Origin of the sequence: Ruegeria arenilitoris, assembly GCF_013031355.1 — a bacterium.
GTDB classification, from domain to species: domain Bacteria; phylum Pseudomonadota; class Alphaproteobacteria; order Rhodobacterales; family Rhodobacteraceae; genus Ruegeria; species Ruegeria arenilitoris_C.
The window spans coordinates 289,443-305,390 of sequence record NZ_WPZO01000002.1; the positions used below are offsets into that span (position 1 = coordinate 289,443).

Consider the following 15,948-nt stretch of genomic DNA (forward strand, 5'->3'; position numbering starts at 1 on the left):
TTCGATTTAACTTGCTGCTTGCTCAAGAGACCGCGCCAATTCAATCAATCGGTTTCGTTCTGCCCAAGCGGCTACATTGGCCTCTGAGATACGTCTGCGTCCTTCAGGAGTCTTTGCGCCGGTCGATAGACCACCATGCAGACGGCACCGGGCCTTTCCCTGCACAGGGGCGTTCATGCAAACGCCATCCTTGGTTTTGGCTCCGCAAATCCCGGTTTTGCTGGTCATGTCATGCCTCCTGTCTGGACTGGGGCAGGGTGAGTTCCTACGTTGGTATCATGCGTAGATATTTTATTGCCCTTACCATTCTTCTCATTCTGCTTTGCGGCCCGATAACAGTTTATTCGATAGGCTGGGGATACATGCAGATTTACAATCAGTTCGGCTTTATCCCGTTTTTTATCGCCTGCCTTAGCGGGACAGTGACTGTTCTAGGGATTGCATCCCTGATTGATAGATCCCAAGAGCGCTCGCACCGGCCACCACACGGCCAATAAGCTGAGCCTGGGCGTCTTTAATAGGCTGACCCTTCAATGCCCCTCTAACGGCCCTGAGCGCGTCCTGAGCGTCTTTTCCCTTGATCCCAGTGAGGGCTTTAGCGATTTCCGCGAAAATTTCTCGCTCGCGCGCTGACATGCTGCGCGGGTCAATTGCAGTGATTGACTGCGTGACCTCCTTTGCGGCGTCCAATGGATTGCCCAGATTGCCCGCTGTTCGACGAACAAGGCCGGGTGTAGTTTCTTCCGCCACTTGTCCCTGAATGGATTGCCGGATAGCAGTCTTGGAGTTCTGAGCAATCGCTGCCCGAAGTTCCAGCGCCGTTGCTGAACGGTCCAGTTCGTTCAACAGTCGGTCTGCACGAGGCCCACCGAGAACAAGGCGCAGCTTCTCGACATTTGCCCGGCTGGACATTTCCTTAACCAGTTGCATGGCCTCTCGGGCGTCTGTGTTGGGGTCTGTGATGGTGCGGCGCACGTTAGACAAGTTCTGTTCGATGCTTTCCCGCACACCCTGCCTGACGGCTTGACGGGCCTCGTTGGAAACGCCCTGGTTCAAGAAGGCTTTCACGTCCTCAACGGCAGTACCCTTGAACAGCAGGTTCTTACCAAGTGCTAAGCCTTCGTCCCGCTGAACCTTATCGCCACCGAGGCGCAGAGCACGCCCGTAGAAGGGCACAGCCTGTTTTGTGGCGTCCCGTAACTCTGAAGCCAGTTTGCGCGCCCTGAGGCCCTTCGCATTCATTCTCCCAAACTGATCCACCGATTCACGGGCAATGCCATCCAGCGCTTTCTTGATTTCGTCCAGTTGCCGCACGTTTGGCATTTCCTGGAAAGTAACGCTGCCGTCATCCGCAATCTGCGCCATGATTTGCTGATTTCGTTGACCGCTGGCCGTCATAGCTTCGTTAGCCTCGTCAATCGCGGTTCTGAGCGTGCGGGGCGGAACGCGGGACAATATCCCTTCGATATTGCGCCCACTGGTGTTGGCGTAGTCGATGGGCTGGGCATAAGCCGCGTCATAGGCCCTCTTTCTTGCGGGGGCGGTGTTCTGCGAAATTTCCCTCGCGGCAGTTTTGGTGCCTTTAGGCTTCCCAAATACGTTATCGAGAACTTGGGGTAGGCGCTTACCGGCTACCGCTGCGCGCCCATCTGCGGCGTCTCTGGCGGCGTTTAGGGCTTTACCGCCTGTAGTGGCCGCAGCATCCAATAGGGCGCCGGTAGACGGCCCTGCGTCGGCTAACAACGCATCTTCACCCAATTGGGCAAGCCGGGCCTGCGCTTCATCAAGGTTGTCACTCACTAACCCCTGTTTCACGATCCGCGCCGCTTGGGGGGAAATGTCCAACTCATCTGCAATTGAGCGGATATCCAGTTTTTTGACACGTCGGGCAATGTTCACGATCCCCTCACCAGTCAGGGAGGCGACGGGGCCAAGAAACGCCGCAAGTGTTCCGCCGATACCAGCACCCTTTGCGCCTTCAATCAGCCGTTCGCCTTCGTCAGCCCGACCAGCAAAACTTGATGCCCCCTCAGCCGCTCCTACAGGTGCTGCAACAGCCCCAGCGCGGATACCACGGGTCAGCATATTCGACCCCTTAGCGATGAAGTCTGCCGCCTTGGTTGCACCCGCACCTGCCGCCAACGGTATGGCCGTGGCTATCCCACCCGTGACATTCAGCGCCGCAGATTGGCCGGGGTGCTGGCGCTCCATTGCATCAGAGGTCAGGCGCATATTTTCAGCCGCCTGTGGGCTTACCATCCCAACAGCTTCGTCTGCCCATTCCCCCACGAACGGGGTGCCCTGCACAAACTCTTGAGCTCGGGCCGCAACCGGGTTCTCGGCAATCCGCTCTTGATCCAAGTCGCGCTGAACCAAATCCACCGGCTTTGCACCCTGCATGATTTCCTGAATGCGGGCTTGGTCGTTTGTGGCATATCCGGGCGATTTGAAGGACAGTGAACCGTCCTGCAATTTGAATACCTGCCCACCGTCATCTGTTGTAGCCACCAACTCGCTGGAAAGCTGCTGTCTGCGCTTCGCTATGCGCTCCTGCATTCCCGTCAGATTTCCTTGCCGGGCGAGTTCTGCGCGCCTATCTGCGATGCGCTGCTGAATGTCCCCGTTCATTGGCTCAGATCCTGAAAACGGCGCTCCAAGGCGTCAAGTTGCGGCCCGGTCAGTTTCTCAATCGGAATCTGTGCCAATCCTGCGGCGTCCATCTGCATGATGTTTTCCGGGGTGTAACTCATGGCGGGCTGGCGGTTCAGATAGCTTTGCCAATCACCCTCGGGGTTTGCCTGAATCTCTCCGCTTTGACCCTGAGAGATTAGCGGGTTATCCCGCATGTACTCGGACCACACCTCTTGCGCGCCTTCGAGGCTGCCATGTTTGCGCGCCCAATTCTCAAAGAACGCTGCGCGGGATTGCGCCCGAGCAGCCCCGGCTTTCATGATTTGAGCAATTGCGGCATTTCCCTCTGGTGTCTGGCCAAGGTTAGGAACAGCAGCGCGGAACATGCCCATTTCCCGATCCGTGATTGCGCCTTTGGTCTTTTCGGTAAACGTCAGTTGTGCTTCCATCGCCAGCGACTTGAAGGCACCGCGCGCGCCACTATCTCCGGGCAGGAAGCCAACAACATCATCCACGAAGCCGTAAGCCTGCCCGCCGGGGCCGGTATAACCAACCTGCGGCGCAACGGTATCTAGCTGGGTTGCAAGGCTTTCAAGGTCGGTTGCCGTCCGCCCTGCGGCATTGATTTCCTCAAGGGCTGCGGCGTCTATCTTGGATAGCTCTTTGCCCAACTGGGTCGGGTTGCGCGGGGTGCCGGTGGCATCCGGGTTTTGCCCCGGAGGCGTGTCGCCTTGCCAGCCGTGTTGCACAACGGTCCCGTCAGGCGTCGTTACGCTGAAACCTGGAGTCTGCCGACTGCTGCCGACAACGGCAGGGCCACCCTCTGCGCTAAGGTCATAGAGCTGATTGCCAACCACCTTGAAGTTGCTGAAATCCCGGTCTTTCGGTGCCAAGAAATCAGCGATTGCTTTCTCAGCATCCGCAAACTTCATAGCAACGCCGTGAAATTCGTCCAGGCTTTGAATTGGCGGGTGATTTACCTGCGCCAAAAGCTGATTGATGCCCTGAAGGTCGCCTTGTGCATGAAGTGCCGCTGCCTGTGCAATGCCCTGTCGGATCTTGGCAAGGTCTTGTTCCACCTCAGCAGCATTTATTGCACGTTCATGCATCTCTGCCTGACGCCTTGCTGTGGCTGCGCGATTGTTCTGAACTTGATGCTGTCCCCGGATTTCCAGCGCCGCGCCGGGGTCGAACTGTGCAAGTGCGTTCAGTGCGGTACTATCACCGGCCAGAATGTTAGCCCCCTGCTGTTGGAACAGATTCCGTAGCGCGTTTTGATGCTGCGACTGATCCGTCTGTGCTCGCAGGGCCTGACCTCGGGCAAAGGCGTTAACAGGGTTCGGCTGATTTCCAGCTAGAATGATGTTTGGGTTCAGGTTGCTCATTGTACCACCTCCGGCATGGGTTGGGTTGCAAGCTGATCCATCGTTTGGGCTGCGGCGAGCGTACCGCCCTGTTCGGCCACAATTCCCAACCATCGGGCTTTCAGCTCGGGCGTGAGGGGCTCACGGCGGTTGCCATCAATCCATTGCTTCAATTCGGCCAGTTCTGCCTCTTCTCGCTGCCTTGCCGCCTCTATTATTTCTCTGATTTCCACGCTCACTGCACCACCTCCGGCGTCACGCTGTTGAATCCAAGCCTCTCGCCAACCCATCAGAACATGGCTCCTACGCCATTCATCAAGCTAGACGGGACCTGAACCCCGTTCGAAGCTGTCAGTGCGTTAACGCCTGAACTGCCGTTGTTCATGTACCCAAATGCGCCGATGGCGTTATTGATGCCGCCATTGATTGCGTTGGCCTGCCCGATGTGTCCCGCCGCCTGTGCGTTACCCATAGCGCCATAAGCCGCACCAGCACCCGCGCCGTAATTGGCCCCTGCGGTTGCCATGTTGCCCGCTGCGGCCTGACCCTGTGCGGCCTGTCCGGTGAGGCGATTCAGATAGTTTCCGTATTCCTGATTGGCTAGCCCGGTGCCAAACTCCTGCTGCGCTTTGAGAGTTGCGCCGGAGAACACGTTGCCCCGCGCCGCCGCACTGTTGTCAATTGCGGTTTGCCCCTGATCCAAGGCGAACTGATAGCCCGGCGTTGCTTGAAACCCCTGGTACTGATGGCCGCCGACCCTGTTGTTGTTGGCGTATTTTTCAGCCTCAGCATAACTGTTGAAGATTTGCCCGTTGACTTCGTATTGCGGATTTCCGCCCCCGTTCGAGACTGTAAGCTTTGGCTTGTTAAACCCGTCAGCATTGGTGCCTGTTGCGAGGCCGGGGAAAAGCCCATTGGGGTTAAAGATGGCATTCATGGCTTGGTTAAGCGCATGGTTTGCAGTGCCACCGCCGGATGCCTGGGGCACAACCTCGTTAATCTGGGCCGGACTTCCACCAATCATAGGCGCATCGCCGCCCAAAAGCTCATATTTCAGGACGTTGGAATAATCCGTTCCGAGGTCCAGAAACGGCTCAAATCGATCAACGGTTTCGTTGTAGATATCCCGCTGCAGGCCAACCTGAAGCTCTGCGGCTTCCATTTGTGCGTCTGACGCTTTGTCTGCGGCGCTGGCGCTGGCGACACCGCCAAGCACACTTCCGCCAAGAATTGCTGCACCTGTTCCAACAGCCATTACAAAACCTTCCTGTAGCTGATTTCTGCGACCTCATAGGAATCCTCTCGCAGCAACCGGTCAGCGCGGGGCAAAGCGCCCAAGGACGTCATGCGCACTTCGGTTGCGTTGGATTCCTCGGCCCATTCTTCAAACTTCTTCAGTAGCTTCAGGCCGTCCCTTTCTGCCCACCAGAAAAGCTCCACGGCCATTACCCACTGCGGGGCATAGAACGATGGTGTGAGAACGCCGCCAATCATACCTGTGTCACTGATGAAAATCTGAGAGTCGTCGTTCCCAATCATGATCCGGGCAAACTTGCCTGCCGCTATGGGATCGTAGGGAAAAGGCTGCTTTGATTTTGCGTGAAACTTCGCGCCGTTCTCAACAATCCTTGGGAGGTCATCGACTGTTGCAGGGCGGATTAATTCACCTGCTGGTCGGGTCGCGGTGTCTTGTTCTGTGTCTTCTGCACTCATGCCTTACTTCCCTGCTAATCCTCACCCCTACAGGTATCATATTACCCCATTTAAGGCAAGAACAAGTCAGGAACAAACGTGGTAGATTGAGGCGCAAATGCCCTGCCGTCAATTCGGAAACATCTTTTGATTTCGTTGATTAAATTCCGTGATATCAAGTAGGTGTTTGTTGATGCAGGGGAGCTTATCCTATGAAGATTGTTGCAATTGGAATTTGTTGCTTGGCGGCGGTTACTTTATCTGGCTGTGAGGAGGCACAATTTACCGATAGCGCTACGGTCCAGAGATATAGCGAAATTGAACTCAATGGGCCGATGCCGCGCGCATACCGTGATTTCGTCAACCAAGTTGATCCGTATGGCGCTCTCTACGTTACTGAAACGGGAGGGGGAGGGGGAAGAATTGGGGGCCAAGTATCGCTCGAAGATGCTAAAAATGCCGCACTCGACCACTGCAAGGAACTGAATCCAGACACCAACTGCATCCTTTACGCAACTAAGAGCCCGTAAACATTGATAAACTGACGTCGCTGATACCATTGTAGCAGGCGGAACCTCTGGTAAGTTAAACGGCGTTGAAGCGCCTGAACTTAGCCCAAAGATTAGATCAGGACGTAGGCGCGGCTGTTATCGTTGCAGGACATGCCTTAGATTGCGCGCGGCACTCTGGTGGTCGATACAGGCGTAAGAGCCAGCTTGGGGCTGCGTCAGCGCGGAGAGCGGAAAACCAAAGGATTTACAACGCTTTATGAAAAACCTTCATTTGAAGCAAGTTCAGGCCAGAAAGCGAGCACTAAAGCCTAAGAAATGTACCCGATGTGATGCCCGCATCTCAGTAAATGCGGACAAGTGCCCGGTTTGCCAATCAGAGTTGGGCTGGCGTAAGCACCTAAGTATTTCCACCGCAAGTCTTGGTTTGATTATTGCCGCTCTATCAGTTGGAACCCTCTTTCTGTCTGAAGCAAAAGGGTTTTTACTAGCGGAACGCCCGCCGGAGTTCTTCGTGCGGGCTGTTAAAGTTGCCAATGATGCAAATTCGGTTGAAGTGGAGCTCGTTACCTCCGATCCAAGCGTTGAAGCTAAAACAGTCGCTCTGGACAAGTTCAGAATATCTGGGGCATCCAGAAAGCTGGATGCTATGCTGCTGATTGAATTGCTTCCAGCTGAGCGGGGGTTGGATATCCCAAGTTCCGGAACTGAACTTACTCTCTCCAAAATGAATTTCGCGAAACAAACTGACGGACGTTTAATCTGTCCCGCCGTATTTGGCCTGTCGGAATCTCATGGTCCGCACACTGTGAAAAAGCAGAAGAACATGCTGAGGGTTTCGACGATGGCGATAGAAGACCAGAAAGCTTACTTTGATGCCAATGACAAATGGTCAAACAAGCTCCTTCAAGTGGTTGGTGTTTTGGACGGTCGCGACTTTATATCTGGGGGTGTTTCAGCTGACCTTATTTGCTCATTGGAAGGTGCATATTACTCGCGAGGTATTGAGCAAGAGTTTTCAGCTCACACACTTTGCAAAATCTCAGAGAGCGAGCTCAACAACATAAGAGAATTGTGCCGGAAATTGAAAAGGCGCTAACAGTGCTATTTGACCGGCTAATTATCTGCGCTTAGCCAAAGACTGTCTGCATCTATATGTCGGTTCATCGAGCCCTATAGGGCTGCGCTGCCTATGACTGCCTGTCATATCAACGCCAACGTGATGGTTGGAGCGAGGGGCTGGACGAGGGGGTAAAAGCCAGCCCCACAATCCTGGGGGTTTGCGGAGTTGTGTGTGGTTGCTCCGTTAACCAAAACGTACTGAACTATGCGGGTCCGCGAAATTGGGGTTTACCCGTATTCAGTAGAATTAATCTTCCAGACACATTTCAGGCAAAGCTGGCAGATACCAAGAGGACGCGGCGCGCCTGAGGGGGTTAGCGATTTCAACGAGGGGGTACGAGTTCGGCGCGTCGTGCCGCATCCCCGACTAGTCCCTCCCTCCCTTCCTCCCGACCTTGACCCTTTTTGCACCCTGAACTCTTTACCAATCGTTAACCAACTCCTTGGCATGGTCGAGAAAGAGATGCGTGGATTGGAAGCGGTGATGAAAAGCCAACTTTTGGAGCGAATGAAGGGCGTCATAGCCGGAGACCCAAAGAAGTTCGGCAAGCTGGTCAAGTACGACGGTCAGAGCGGTTTTTCAGAGGATGCGCTGAAAGGTTTGGAGGATTTGAACGCGCGGATGCCGCCACCTGATGCGGTAACTGAACCAGCGCACCAACCGTCCTATGTGTATCGTGACCGGTTATCGCCAAAGAACGCGGCGGGGGGCGGCTTAGTCAAAGACGGCGATGGGGCAAAACGCCCGCACTATTGGGGGCACCGAGAGCGATTGCGGCAACGGTTCCTGAAAGGTGGCCATGACCCGATGCCTGAATATGAACTGCTGGAACTCCTGCTGTTCAACGCAATTCAGAGGATAGACGTCAAGCCGCTGGCCAAGCGCCTTCTGGCGGAGTTCGGTGACCTGAATGGAGTCATTGCGGCCTCCAAGCATCGGGTGCTGAAGGTGGAGGGGGCAAACGACTGGGTCTACTACCATCTGCGGGTTGTCGAAGCCTTCGGGCACCGGATGGCGCAAGCCCAAGTGATGAAGCGGGATGTTGTGTCGTCATGGGAAGCCCTCGTGACATACTGCCGTACCGCAATGGCCCATCGTGAAACCGAGCAGTTTCGGGTTTTGTATCTCGACCGCAAGAACGTTCTGATTGCCGATGAGGAACAATCCAAGGGTACGGTCGACCACGTGCCGGTGTATCCGCGCGAGGTTGTCAAACGGGCACTGGAGCTGAACGCAAGCTCGCTGATCCTGGTACACAACCATCCGTCGGGTGATCCGACCCCCAGTACCTCAGACATTCTCATGACCGAACGCATACAGGATGCCTGCAACACCATGGGCATTCTGATCCATGACCACGTTATCATTGGGAAGAAGGAGGAATACTCTTTCAGCACTCATGGGTTGCTAACGAGAGTTTAGCCGCATACCTCAATAGCGAGCGTTTCTACTTGAGAGTTTCCCTGTTTTGATGAAGCACGTTGTTGCCGCCGCCACCCTTTTCCTGACCACCTCCGCTGCCGCTGGCACCCTCCACGTTCGTGATGCTGACACTATCGTTGTTGATGGCACACCTGTCCGCCTGAACGGCGTCGATGCGCCTGAACTAGACACACGATCCGGTCAGGACGCTAAGCGCTGGATGGTGAACTACCTCCGGGGAAAATCTATCTCCTGTGAATTGAACGGTGAGCGCACCTATGACCGCTGGGTGGGAGTTTGTTTCGCCGATGGTGAAGACGTAGGCGCGGCTGTTATCGCTGCTGGACACGCTTTGGACTGCTCTAGGTACTCCGGTGGCCGGTACAAGAACCTTGAGACTCGCTCAGCGCGGTCGCGGCTCAAGCGAGCGAAGTACTGTAGATGACGAGTGGGGCGGGCATGAAAAATCAAAAATTAGCTATGAGGATTTGCCATTTCTTGGCCGCAATAGCGTTCTTGATATTGGTCAGGTATTCTTTACCACTAAGCTTTTTCAACATCGAACTCCCGGACGTCGATTACTTACCTAAGCCATTTGCATCCCATGAGGATTACGTCCGTTATGCGTTAATAGCTCTGGTGTGCGTTTTAATGCTGCTGCGGAACATAATTCAAAGCGACATCTTCATTGAAGCCGACAAATAGGGTGCTAGCGTGTTCGAGAAAAAAGATAAGGACCAAATGGAAGTCACGGCACTATGGATCGCTGAACAGCTTGAAATCGGCATCCAATGCTATCTCTTTGACGATGAGTTCGCGCCAAAGAACCGGCCCAACACAGCCAACGTTGAGGGGGCAGGCGATACGGCCTCCTTTGACTTCTTGCTAGAAAATGCTGGCCGTACTTTCAAAGTGACGATTACAGAGGTCACGGGATCAGACGCCCTAAAACCCAAAACTATTAGCGGGTAGGAACGCTGCATTTCGCTTCGGCCCATCGTCGTTTCTGAGCCTCAGCAATACGCCTACGCCCCGCCTCAGTTTTCGGGTCGGTCGATTTGCTGATGCGTTTACTTATCGTCACTGCTGCTTCCTTCCAGTTCGATATCCGCCGCTGCGAATGCTGCTACCCGTTCTTCTTCGGTCATGTCCTCAATGAGCTTTCCACCGGCTTTGATGGCGAAAACGCGGCGTTTGAACTCGCTTTGGCTTTCGCCTTCGTGTGGGTGTATGCGGCCAAAACTGAGGCCAGGAATTGTCGCCGGGCCAGGCTCTCTTTCGATGATGCGAGTGGTATGCTCAGTGCCTTTCTTGATCCGGCAGAGTTGATAGAAAACTATGGGAAGTTCGAGCACGTTTGGCGACCTCGCTTCCAGTTTGGTCAATCGGTTTTTGATGCTCATATCAACCCTCCTCTGTTGTGTTTGCTTGGCTGCATCCGGCAGCGTCCAACAAGCATTGGAGCAGTAGTGCGCTCGGGGCTGATTGCTTAGAAAGCTCGACGCATTGGCGGGCCACTTCATCATCCACCCGGCCATCCAGAATGAGGGCTGCAACCTCTATTGGGGATGCCTTGGTGGTCAATTGGTCCAGAGGAACGTCTCGCATTCGCTCTGCGGTGCTTCGCAGTTGCTTGGTCAATTGATCCGACGCGCCCGAGTTCGATATGGCGCTTACAGCTTTCCTGCTTTCCAGTGCTGCCAGTCTATTCCTGATATTCATTTTTCTGCCTCCAAAGCCGTGATCCGGCGTTCCAGTTCGGTGGTTTCAAGGACACGCCTGTACTGCTCCACCAGACCCATGACAGTTGCGCCCTCAAGCGGGGTCACCTCACCCTGAGAAACGGCTTGTAGCACCGCCTGTGCAGCCTCCGAGGCGTCCTCAGCGCATTTGATGGGTGGTAGGTCAAAGTTGACCGGCGCGTCCTTTCTCGTGGGCGCGATCCGTTCCAGGCAAAGACGCAGGGCCGTGCTGTCGCCTTCAAGCGCCATCTCAAGCGCCTTTTGGGTGATTTGCTCAGATTGGCCTTCGAGCAGTACTTCCACCGCCCGTGTGACCCGGTGGCGGGTTCCTCTGGGCTTGCCGGAGTTGCCGGTGGCAAATGTGCCGTCTGGGTTTCTCTCGTCCGTATTCGTTCCGTTTTTGCGGTCTGCTTCGCCTGTCATCGCTCATGCCTCGGTTGTTGGATTGTTGGTGCAGAAGGTGTCCGTTTCCCCCAGACCCCCTGGTAGATTAAGGATGTCATCATTATTGGGACGGGAGACCCGCCAAAATGGGGTGTTTTCGTCGCAATTTTTGGGACGGGCCGTCATCATTTTTGTGCCGCCTTTGTCTTCCCCGTCGCAAATTTTACGACGGTTCCGTCACGGTTTTGATGACGGGGTTTTTCTTTTCCGTTGGCCCCTTTGGGATTGTGAGTCGGGGCTTTGACGACCGGGAAATCCGCGCCGTCAGACCACTGCTTGTAAAGTCTGCGACCACTGTTCCCATTCGCCGTTGGCAAAGAAATCTCTGTAAGTTCGAACTGCGGCGAAGACGCTACTCCACTATCGCCCAATTTGGGTGGCTGGGTGACTGCGATAAAACCCTTGGCTTGTAGTTCGCGAAAGGCCTTCGAAGTTGTGTTGCGTGTCACACCAAGGCACTCTGCGGCCTGCCGGACACTCATGCTGATCCTACCGTTGTTGTTGCTGTCCGGTCCTTTCCATTCCAGCTTGAGCCACGGGTACAGTGCCTGAGCGGTTGATGAGAGGGCCCGCCAAGCGGGCTCCTCCATCATGTTTCGCGCCATCTTGGTCCAGTGTTCGCCGCGTTTCTCATTTCGCTTGTCCCGCCCCATTTAGGCAGCCTCCGCCTTGCTGAGCGCGCTCATGAATTCCGGTAGCAAGGAGGCCCGGAACGACACACCCTGTTTGCCAGGGCGCATGTCGCCATCCTCAGAGACGAAATAGACGCGGATATTGATGAGGTCGTGCCCCCGGAACTCATCCCGGCTGACGCGGTATTCCTCGCGGCTGTTCTTCGGGATCTGTGTGATGAGGGCCATTAGCGGCCCTCCCCAAAGTGCAGAGTTGCGACAAGCCGTGCTGCGGCCTCAGAAAGACCGTGCTTGCGGCGAAGAGTAGTTACTTGCAGGTCAACGGTTCTCATGCCGCCACCTCTTTGGTTTCGATCAGCTCCACCTGTGACACCAGAACATAGATGCCGTACTTCTGACGTCCGGTGTCTGCATCTCCTCGATACATCTTGCATTCGATATTCACGCCGTCATCGCGCCGCAGGGGCAGCACTTGATCCGAGAGGCGGCAGTAACTGGCCGCGTAGAGAGGCGACCGCATCAACCCTTCAAGGACTTGGCGCTTGTGCTTGGAAGCGTAAATTTCGCGCGGTTCCTGACCCGGATCAGTGACCCGGTACAACGCCGGGGCAGTCAGGTTGGGAAGGTCTGCCCAGCGATACACGCGCAGTGCGTTAGTAGGTGGGTGTTCGAATTCCTGTTTTTGGTTTTTCCGTATAATCATATTCCATTACCTTTTATTGTTGAAAAGGCTCTGGGCTTACGGCTATACTTTCAGCGTGACCTAAAAGATTTTGCCTCCGCCCGTGCCTCGGGTGGGGGTGTCTTTTAGGCAGCAACCTGTTTCTCGATTGCAGCGTCGATATCGGCTTCGTTCCAATAGAGACGAGAACCGAATTTGATGGGTTCTGGCAGGCGGCCTAGTTCTACATCGCGGTAAACGCTGGAACGACTGCGTCCACCCAGCTTGGCTTGCAGGTCATGGAAGGAAAGTAGTTTCATTGCTGTGCACCGTGTTGCTTCGTGGTGCACTAAGAATCGCCCTCATGGCTCGAAAAAGGAATTCGGGAACATGATGTTCCCCAGGATGTTGGGAGGTTGAAACAAGTAGCTTTAGCTTTGTTTTAATTGACGAATTTGATGCAAAAAGTCTTCGTGAGGCTGTTCGGGTGGATAAGCTTCTTCGAAATGCCCCCCCTCATGCCACACTTCCCATAAGTTCCAATTTTCCGCGCCTGGCCATTTCTTAATGAGGTTCTGATAAAACAGGACTGTTGAAACAGTTTTGAGCGTCTTCGGAAGAGGTTGGACCATAGGGTGCGAATTGTCTCCTTCTGCTCCAATTAGGGCTTTAGCGGCGCAGATGTGGGCTGCTGGCCGGTACTTCCGAAAGTACCTCTGGATTGTCGCGGCATCACCAACAATCGGTTTGTCTTTGATTTCCCAGCCTCTCGATTTCAGCAGCTTAAACTGTAGGGCGTTTACATCATAAGCTAACTGAGAAGTAATTTGGCTAGCTTCGTTCAGGCTGGCGGGGCTACCATCTTCATTCAAGTGGGCCATTATAAGGGTAACCAATCCGCAGACGAAGACTTGCGCAGACCGCTTGTTCAACGAATCCATCAACATTTTGGCGACGCCGCCGAGCTCCCATGCATCTTGTTCGACGTTGTAATCATGAAACTCCATCGTCATCATTTGGATTGCTTGCAATGCGCTCTTCTCATCATCTGCAAAGAACGCCAACATATCCAAACTTTGAACGGTTGTTGGCCTGATGCTGCCGTCGGGTGAATTGATTCGAAATGAACGCTTCATCAACCAGCCACCGATTTGTTCGGATTCAATGACAAATTATCCGCCCATTTCTCCATCAATGCGCGCCTCTGCTCCAAGAAATCTGTGCGCTTATAGGACCGCTCGACAGCCCCGCCGACAACGTGACCCAGACAAGTTTCTGCTACCTCAAATGGCACGTTCTGCGTCTCCGCCACCCAATCACGGAATGATGACCGGAAGCCGTGTGGACGCTCAATCAAGCCATGGCGCTTCATATACGCACCCATGGTCATATCAGAAATCACGCCACGTCGAACGCTTGGGAACAGGAAACCATCACGAGCCAGCGGTTTGGCCTTCTCAATCACGGCTAAGGCTTCACTAGACAGAGGCACCCGAAATTCCTCGGTGGCATCCTTACGGCCCTTCATTGCCTCGGCCGGTATTGTCCAAACGTCGCCGTCAACCTGATCCAGATGCAGGTTTCGCAATGGATAGGACCGAACTGCCGTGAGTATCAGCAGGCGCAGTGCAAGCTCCGTTGTCGTTCCACTATCCAGGCTTTGGTAGAAAGCAGGAACCTCGCTCCACGGCATTGCAGGGATGTTCTGAGCTTTGTGGCGCTGCTTGCCTAAAAGGGCTTTTGCCTTGTCTGTCGCTTGCAGATCCACATCCAAGCCGAGGGCGGCAGCGTGGCGCACCACGATGGACAGTCGGTTCAAAGCCTTTCGCGCCGTGTCGGCTTTCTCATGCCAGATAGGGGCGAGCGTGTCTCGAATGTCTTTCTGGTCTAGCTCAACCACGGGAACTTTACCCAGCTTTGGCAGCACATGAAGTTCTAGCGGTGAATACCACCGTCCGGCTTTGCCGTCGCCCTTCAACTCGGCCTTACGGCTTTCGAACGCATCCTCAGCAACGTCTTTCAAGAGATGAAGCTTGCTGGCTTCCTCGCGCTTGAGGCGTTCCCGCTCCTTGATTGGGTCTATGCCCTTGCGAGCGACGGTCCGCCAGTTCTCCGCTTCCTGACGGACTTCCTTCAGCGATACCTCAGGGAATGAGCCAAGCCCCATTTCACGCCGACGACCATGTACAGTGACGCGGAGAAACCACTGCGCCCCGCCGTCCTCACGTCGATGGAACCACAGCCCACCGCCGTCAGAGTACTTCCCCGGCGACGTCGACTTTAGTGTTGCTGCGCTGAGCTTGTTTAAAGGGCGCGACATTCATCCACCTCTCTATCCACCCTCTACATATAGTATATGGTGGGGCACAGTGGAACACGGTGACATAGTAAAATCACAGAAAATCAATTGTTTCGTGATTACTTGGGGTGCGGTGAAACACCCTGAAACAAGGATTGGATGCCGTGTGGGGGCACCACTAAATCACTAAAATTTAACATCTTTCCCTTCTTCGGTGAGGCTTTCCGTCCGAATCCATCCGAGTCGGACGCTGGATTCAAAGCCGGAATCGATTTCGAGATGCGAGGCCGACCAGAAGCACGAACACCGATCCAAGCATTCCTTATGCCAAGCCGAAAAGTGAGAGAGGCAATGAAGGGTAGTCCTCGCCAATCAGTGCTTCTCTCGCAAGTTATCCTTCATTTCGGGCGAAGCTGAAGTGCGGGAACAGCAAGCTTCCGGAGCATACAATCGCATCGGTCCAGTCGGCTTCTTGTTTTGTAGCGAGAACTCGAAACACCAGAGCAAGCATGATCAAAGAAAAGCAATCCCGGCCACCAGCTCGCGATGGAGATGAGGTGCTGGAGTAGGTGTCGTTTGCCGCGCCGGCCACAAACGGCAGAGATGCGCTTTGCAAAGTCAAGCTAACGGCCCGAAGCCGAACTTGGCTGCCTGCACCAATGCCGCAGCGTGGCTTCTCCTTAGCAGACTTTCATGAGTTCTAAGTTGAAACGCATCACACGTATTATCGACGTGCCAGCAGCGAGCTCAGAACAAAATCTTCCACGCTTCCAATGATCTTGTTCATGGGTAATTCTGACAACACGCTGCGATACGCGCTGCCCTCCAGAACCTCTATCACCAGTTGTGACGACTGAAAGGGGTCCGGAACAGCGCGCAGATCACCTGCATCTACTCCACGCCTCACAACCGCTTCAAGCGCCTCGGTCAGCCTGGCTCGGTTCTCGACAAACAGCTGTGCGATGTCCGGTTGGCGGATGGCTTCACTTGAAATCTCCAGCGTAAGAATAACGTTTTCCGGCACTGCCAGATACTTGGCGTAGGCTGCGATGAACCTTTTTAGGATTTTTGGCGCGGGCGCTTTTGAGGTCAGGATTTTCAGAAACGGCTCCATCTCGCGGCGTTCGAGCATTGCGATTTCCACAAGCACATCATGTTTACCGCGAAAATGGTTGTAGAGGTTTCCAAGGCTGACGCCCGCCCGCGCTGCAATATCGCGGACACCGGTCTGATGGTAGCCGCGTTCAAGGAAACACATAACTGCGGCCTCCAAAATCTGGTTGCGACGCTTGGCTGTTGTCTTTTCCCGGGTTGAACCCGGCTTTTTCGTGTTTTCGGTCATTTTTACGTTTAGATATTGAACGAACGATCGTTCATAGTATATGACAATTTACCTCATGCCACAAGGTGCAATGGATTCGGCGGCACA

20 protein-coding genes are annotated in these 15,948 nt (G+C 54.5%); 5 read left to right on the top strand and 15 right to left on the bottom strand.

What is annotated here, in order from left to right; translation table 11 throughout:
* Window positions 1–6: 6 nt before the first annotated feature.
* The 6 genes from GOX63_RS23950 to GOX63_RS07075 form a co-directional block, all read right to left on the bottom strand.
* Window positions 7–228 (bottom strand): HGGxSTG domain-containing protein, encoded by a 222-nt coding sequence (locus GOX63_RS23950; protein WP_302478365.1) that lies wholly within the window; start codon window positions 226–228, stop codon window positions 7–9.
* 183 nt (window positions 229–411) lie between these two features.
* On the bottom strand, window positions 412–2,628 hold the full coding sequence (locus tag GOX63_RS07055) for a hypothetical protein (RefSeq protein WP_170545294.1): 2,217 nt from the start codon (window positions 2,626–2,628) through the stop codon (window positions 412–414).
* Window positions 2,625–4,016, bottom strand: coding sequence for a hypothetical protein (locus GOX63_RS07060; protein WP_170545297.1), 1,392 nt, complete (start codon window positions 4,014–4,016; stop codon window positions 2,625–2,627). Before GOX63_RS07060 ends, GOX63_RS07055 begins: the two co-directional genes overlap by 4 nt.
* Window positions 4,013–4,234, bottom strand: a complete 222-nt coding sequence (locus GOX63_RS07065) for a hypothetical protein (RefSeq protein ID WP_170545300.1) — start codon at window positions 4,232–4,234, stop codon at window positions 4,013–4,015. The genes GOX63_RS07060 and GOX63_RS07065 overlap by 4 nt, the downstream gene beginning before the upstream one ends.
* A gap of 50 nt (window positions 4,235–4,284) precedes the next feature.
* Window positions 4,285–5,250 (bottom strand): hypothetical protein, encoded by a 966-nt coding sequence (locus GOX63_RS07070; RefSeq protein WP_170545303.1) that lies wholly within the window; start codon window positions 5,248–5,250, stop codon window positions 4,285–4,287.
* A complete protein-coding gene (locus GOX63_RS07075) occupies window positions 5,250–5,708 on the bottom strand; it encodes a hypothetical protein (protein WP_170545306.1) in 459 nt (152 codons plus the stop codon). Before GOX63_RS07075 ends, GOX63_RS07070 begins: the two co-directional genes overlap by 1 nt.
* A gap of 191 nt (window positions 5,709–5,899) precedes the next feature.
* On the opposite strand from GOX63_RS07075, the gene GOX63_RS07080 reads away from it, so the two are divergent.
* From GOX63_RS07080 to GOX63_RS07100, 5 genes are all read left to right on the top strand, one after another.
* Window positions 5,900–6,217: a hypothetical protein gene (locus GOX63_RS07080; RefSeq protein ID WP_170545311.1), complete on the top strand. Its 318-nt coding sequence runs from the start codon at window positions 5,900–5,902 to the stop codon at window positions 6,215–6,217.
* Window positions 6,218–6,455: 238 nt separating this feature from the next.
* Window positions 6,456–7,295, top strand: a complete 840-nt coding sequence (locus GOX63_RS07085; protein WP_170545313.1) for a hypothetical protein — start codon at window positions 6,456–6,458, stop codon at window positions 7,293–7,295.
* 504 nt (window positions 7,296–7,799) lie between these two features.
* Window positions 7,800–8,741, top strand: coding sequence for a RadC family protein (gene radC, locus GOX63_RS07090; protein WP_437436606.1), 942 nt, complete (start codon window positions 7,800–7,802; stop codon window positions 8,739–8,741).
* A 49-nt stretch (window positions 8,742–8,790) separates the two neighbouring features.
* Window positions 8,791–9,186 carry a thermonuclease family protein gene (locus GOX63_RS07095; RefSeq protein WP_170545316.1) on the top strand — a complete coding sequence of 132 codons (396 nt, stop codon included), beginning with the start codon at window positions 8,791–8,793 and terminating at the stop codon, window positions 9,184–9,186.
* Window positions 9,187–9,455: 269 nt separating this feature from the next.
* On the top strand, window positions 9,456–9,713 hold the full coding sequence (locus GOX63_RS07100; protein ID WP_170545319.1) for a hypothetical protein: 258 nt from the start codon (window positions 9,456–9,458) through the stop codon (window positions 9,711–9,713).
* Window positions 9,714–9,811: 98 nt separating this feature from the next.
* Here the strand turns inward: GOX63_RS07100 and GOX63_RS07105 are convergent, their stop codons facing one another.
* From GOX63_RS07105 to GOX63_RS07145, 9 genes are all read right to left on the bottom strand, one after another.
* A complete protein-coding gene (locus GOX63_RS07105; RefSeq protein ID WP_170545322.1) occupies window positions 9,812–10,144 on the bottom strand; it encodes a hypothetical protein in 333 nt (110 codons plus the stop codon).
* Window positions 10,145–10,459: 315 nt separating this feature from the next.
* A complete protein-coding gene (locus GOX63_RS07110) occupies window positions 10,460–10,906 on the bottom strand; it encodes a DUF5681 domain-containing protein (RefSeq protein ID WP_170545325.1) in 447 nt (148 codons plus the stop codon).
* Window positions 10,907–11,052: 146 nt separating this feature from the next.
* Window positions 11,053–11,580 carry a hypothetical protein gene (locus GOX63_RS07115; protein WP_170545328.1) on the bottom strand — a complete coding sequence of 176 codons (528 nt, stop codon included), beginning with the start codon at window positions 11,578–11,580 and terminating at the stop codon, window positions 11,053–11,055.
* Complete coding sequence (locus GOX63_RS07120; protein ID WP_170545331.1) at window positions 11,581–11,787, bottom strand: transcriptional coactivator p15/PC4 family protein; 207 nt, start codon at window positions 11,785–11,787, stop codon at window positions 11,581–11,583.
* Between the two features lie 100 nt (window positions 11,788–11,887).
* Complete coding sequence (locus tag GOX63_RS07125; RefSeq protein WP_170545333.1) at window positions 11,888–12,262, bottom strand: hypothetical protein; 375 nt, start codon at window positions 12,260–12,262, stop codon at window positions 11,888–11,890.
* A gap of 104 nt (window positions 12,263–12,366) precedes the next feature.
* Complete coding sequence (locus GOX63_RS07130; protein WP_170545336.1) at window positions 12,367–12,540, bottom strand: helix-turn-helix transcriptional regulator; 174 nt, start codon at window positions 12,538–12,540, stop codon at window positions 12,367–12,369.
* 111 nt (window positions 12,541–12,651) lie between these two features.
* Complete coding sequence (locus GOX63_RS07135) at window positions 12,652–13,356, bottom strand: hypothetical protein (RefSeq protein WP_170545339.1); 705 nt, start codon at window positions 13,354–13,356, stop codon at window positions 12,652–12,654.
* Complete coding sequence (locus GOX63_RS07140) at window positions 13,356–14,540, bottom strand: tyrosine-type recombinase/integrase (protein WP_170545342.1); 1,185 nt, start codon at window positions 14,538–14,540, stop codon at window positions 13,356–13,358. Before GOX63_RS07140 ends, GOX63_RS07135 begins: the two co-directional genes overlap by 1 nt.
* A 703-nt stretch (window positions 14,541–15,243) precedes the next feature.
* Window positions 15,244–15,861 carry a TetR/AcrR family transcriptional regulator gene (locus GOX63_RS07145; RefSeq protein ID WP_170326768.1) on the bottom strand — a complete coding sequence of 206 codons (618 nt, stop codon included), beginning with the start codon at window positions 15,859–15,861 and terminating at the stop codon, window positions 15,244–15,246.
* Between the last annotated feature and the right edge of the window lie 87 nt (window positions 15,862–15,948).

What these genes read in the sequence shown, in the direction of transcription:
- GOX63_RS23950 (WP_302478365.1), bottom strand. Translation starts at nt 228, where the DNA reads ATGACCAGCAAAACCGGGATTTGCGGAGCCAAAACCAAGGATGGCGTT.
- GOX63_RS07055 (WP_170545294.1), bottom strand. Translation starts at nt 2,628, where the DNA reads ATGAACGGGGACATTCAGCAGCGCATCGCAGATAGGCGCGCAGAACTC.
- GOX63_RS07060 (WP_170545297.1), bottom strand. Translation starts at nt 4,016, where the DNA reads ATGAGCAACCTGAACCCAAACATCATTCTAGCTGGAAATCAGCCGAAC.
- GOX63_RS07070 (WP_170545303.1), bottom strand. Translation starts at nt 5,250, where the DNA reads ATGGCTGTTGGAACAGGTGCAGCAATTCTTGGCGGAAGTGTGCTTGGC.
- GOX63_RS07075 (WP_170545306.1), bottom strand. Translation starts at nt 5,708, where the DNA reads ATGAGTGCAGAAGACACAGAACAAGACACCGCGACCCGACCAGCAGGT.
- GOX63_RS07080 (WP_170545311.1), top strand. Translation starts at nt 5,900, where the DNA reads ATGAAGATTGTTGCAATTGGAATTTGTTGCTTGGCGGCGGTTACTTTA.
- GOX63_RS07085 (WP_170545313.1), top strand. Translation starts at nt 6,456, where the DNA reads ATGAAAAACCTTCATTTGAAGCAAGTTCAGGCCAGAAAGCGAGCACTA.
- GOX63_RS07095 (WP_170545316.1), top strand. Translation starts at nt 8,791, where the DNA reads ATGAAGCACGTTGTTGCCGCCGCCACCCTTTTCCTGACCACCTCCGCT.
- GOX63_RS07105 (WP_170545322.1), bottom strand. Translation starts at nt 10,144, where the DNA reads ATGAGCATCAAAAACCGATTGACCAAACTGGAAGCGAGGTCGCCAAAC.
- GOX63_RS07110 (WP_170545325.1), bottom strand. Translation starts at nt 10,906, where the DNA reads ATGACAGGCGAAGCAGACCGCAAAAACGGAACGAATACGGACGAGAGA.
- GOX63_RS07115 (WP_170545328.1), bottom strand. Translation starts at nt 11,580, where the DNA reads ATGGGGCGGGACAAGCGAAATGAGAAACGCGGCGAACACTGGACCAAG.
- GOX63_RS07120 (WP_170545331.1), bottom strand. Translation starts at nt 11,787, where the DNA reads ATGGCCCTCATCACACAGATCCCGAAGAACAGCCGCGAGGAATACCGC.
- GOX63_RS07125 (WP_170545333.1), bottom strand. Translation starts at nt 12,262, where the DNA reads ATGATTATACGGAAAAACCAAAAACAGGAATTCGAACACCCACCTACT.
- GOX63_RS07130 (WP_170545336.1), bottom strand. Translation starts at nt 12,540, where the DNA reads ATGAAACTACTTTCCTTCCATGACCTGCAAGCCAAGCTGGGTGGACGC.
- GOX63_RS07135 (WP_170545339.1), bottom strand. Translation starts at nt 13,356, where the DNA reads ATGAAGCGTTCATTTCGAATCAATTCACCCGACGGCAGCATCAGGCCA.
- GOX63_RS07140 (WP_170545342.1), bottom strand. Translation starts at nt 14,540, where the DNA reads ATGTCGCGCCCTTTAAACAAGCTCAGCGCAGCAACACTAAAGTCGACG.
- GOX63_RS07145 (WP_170326768.1), bottom strand. Translation starts at nt 15,861, where the DNA reads ATGACCGAAAACACGAAAAAGCCGGGTTCAACCCGGGAAAAGACAACA.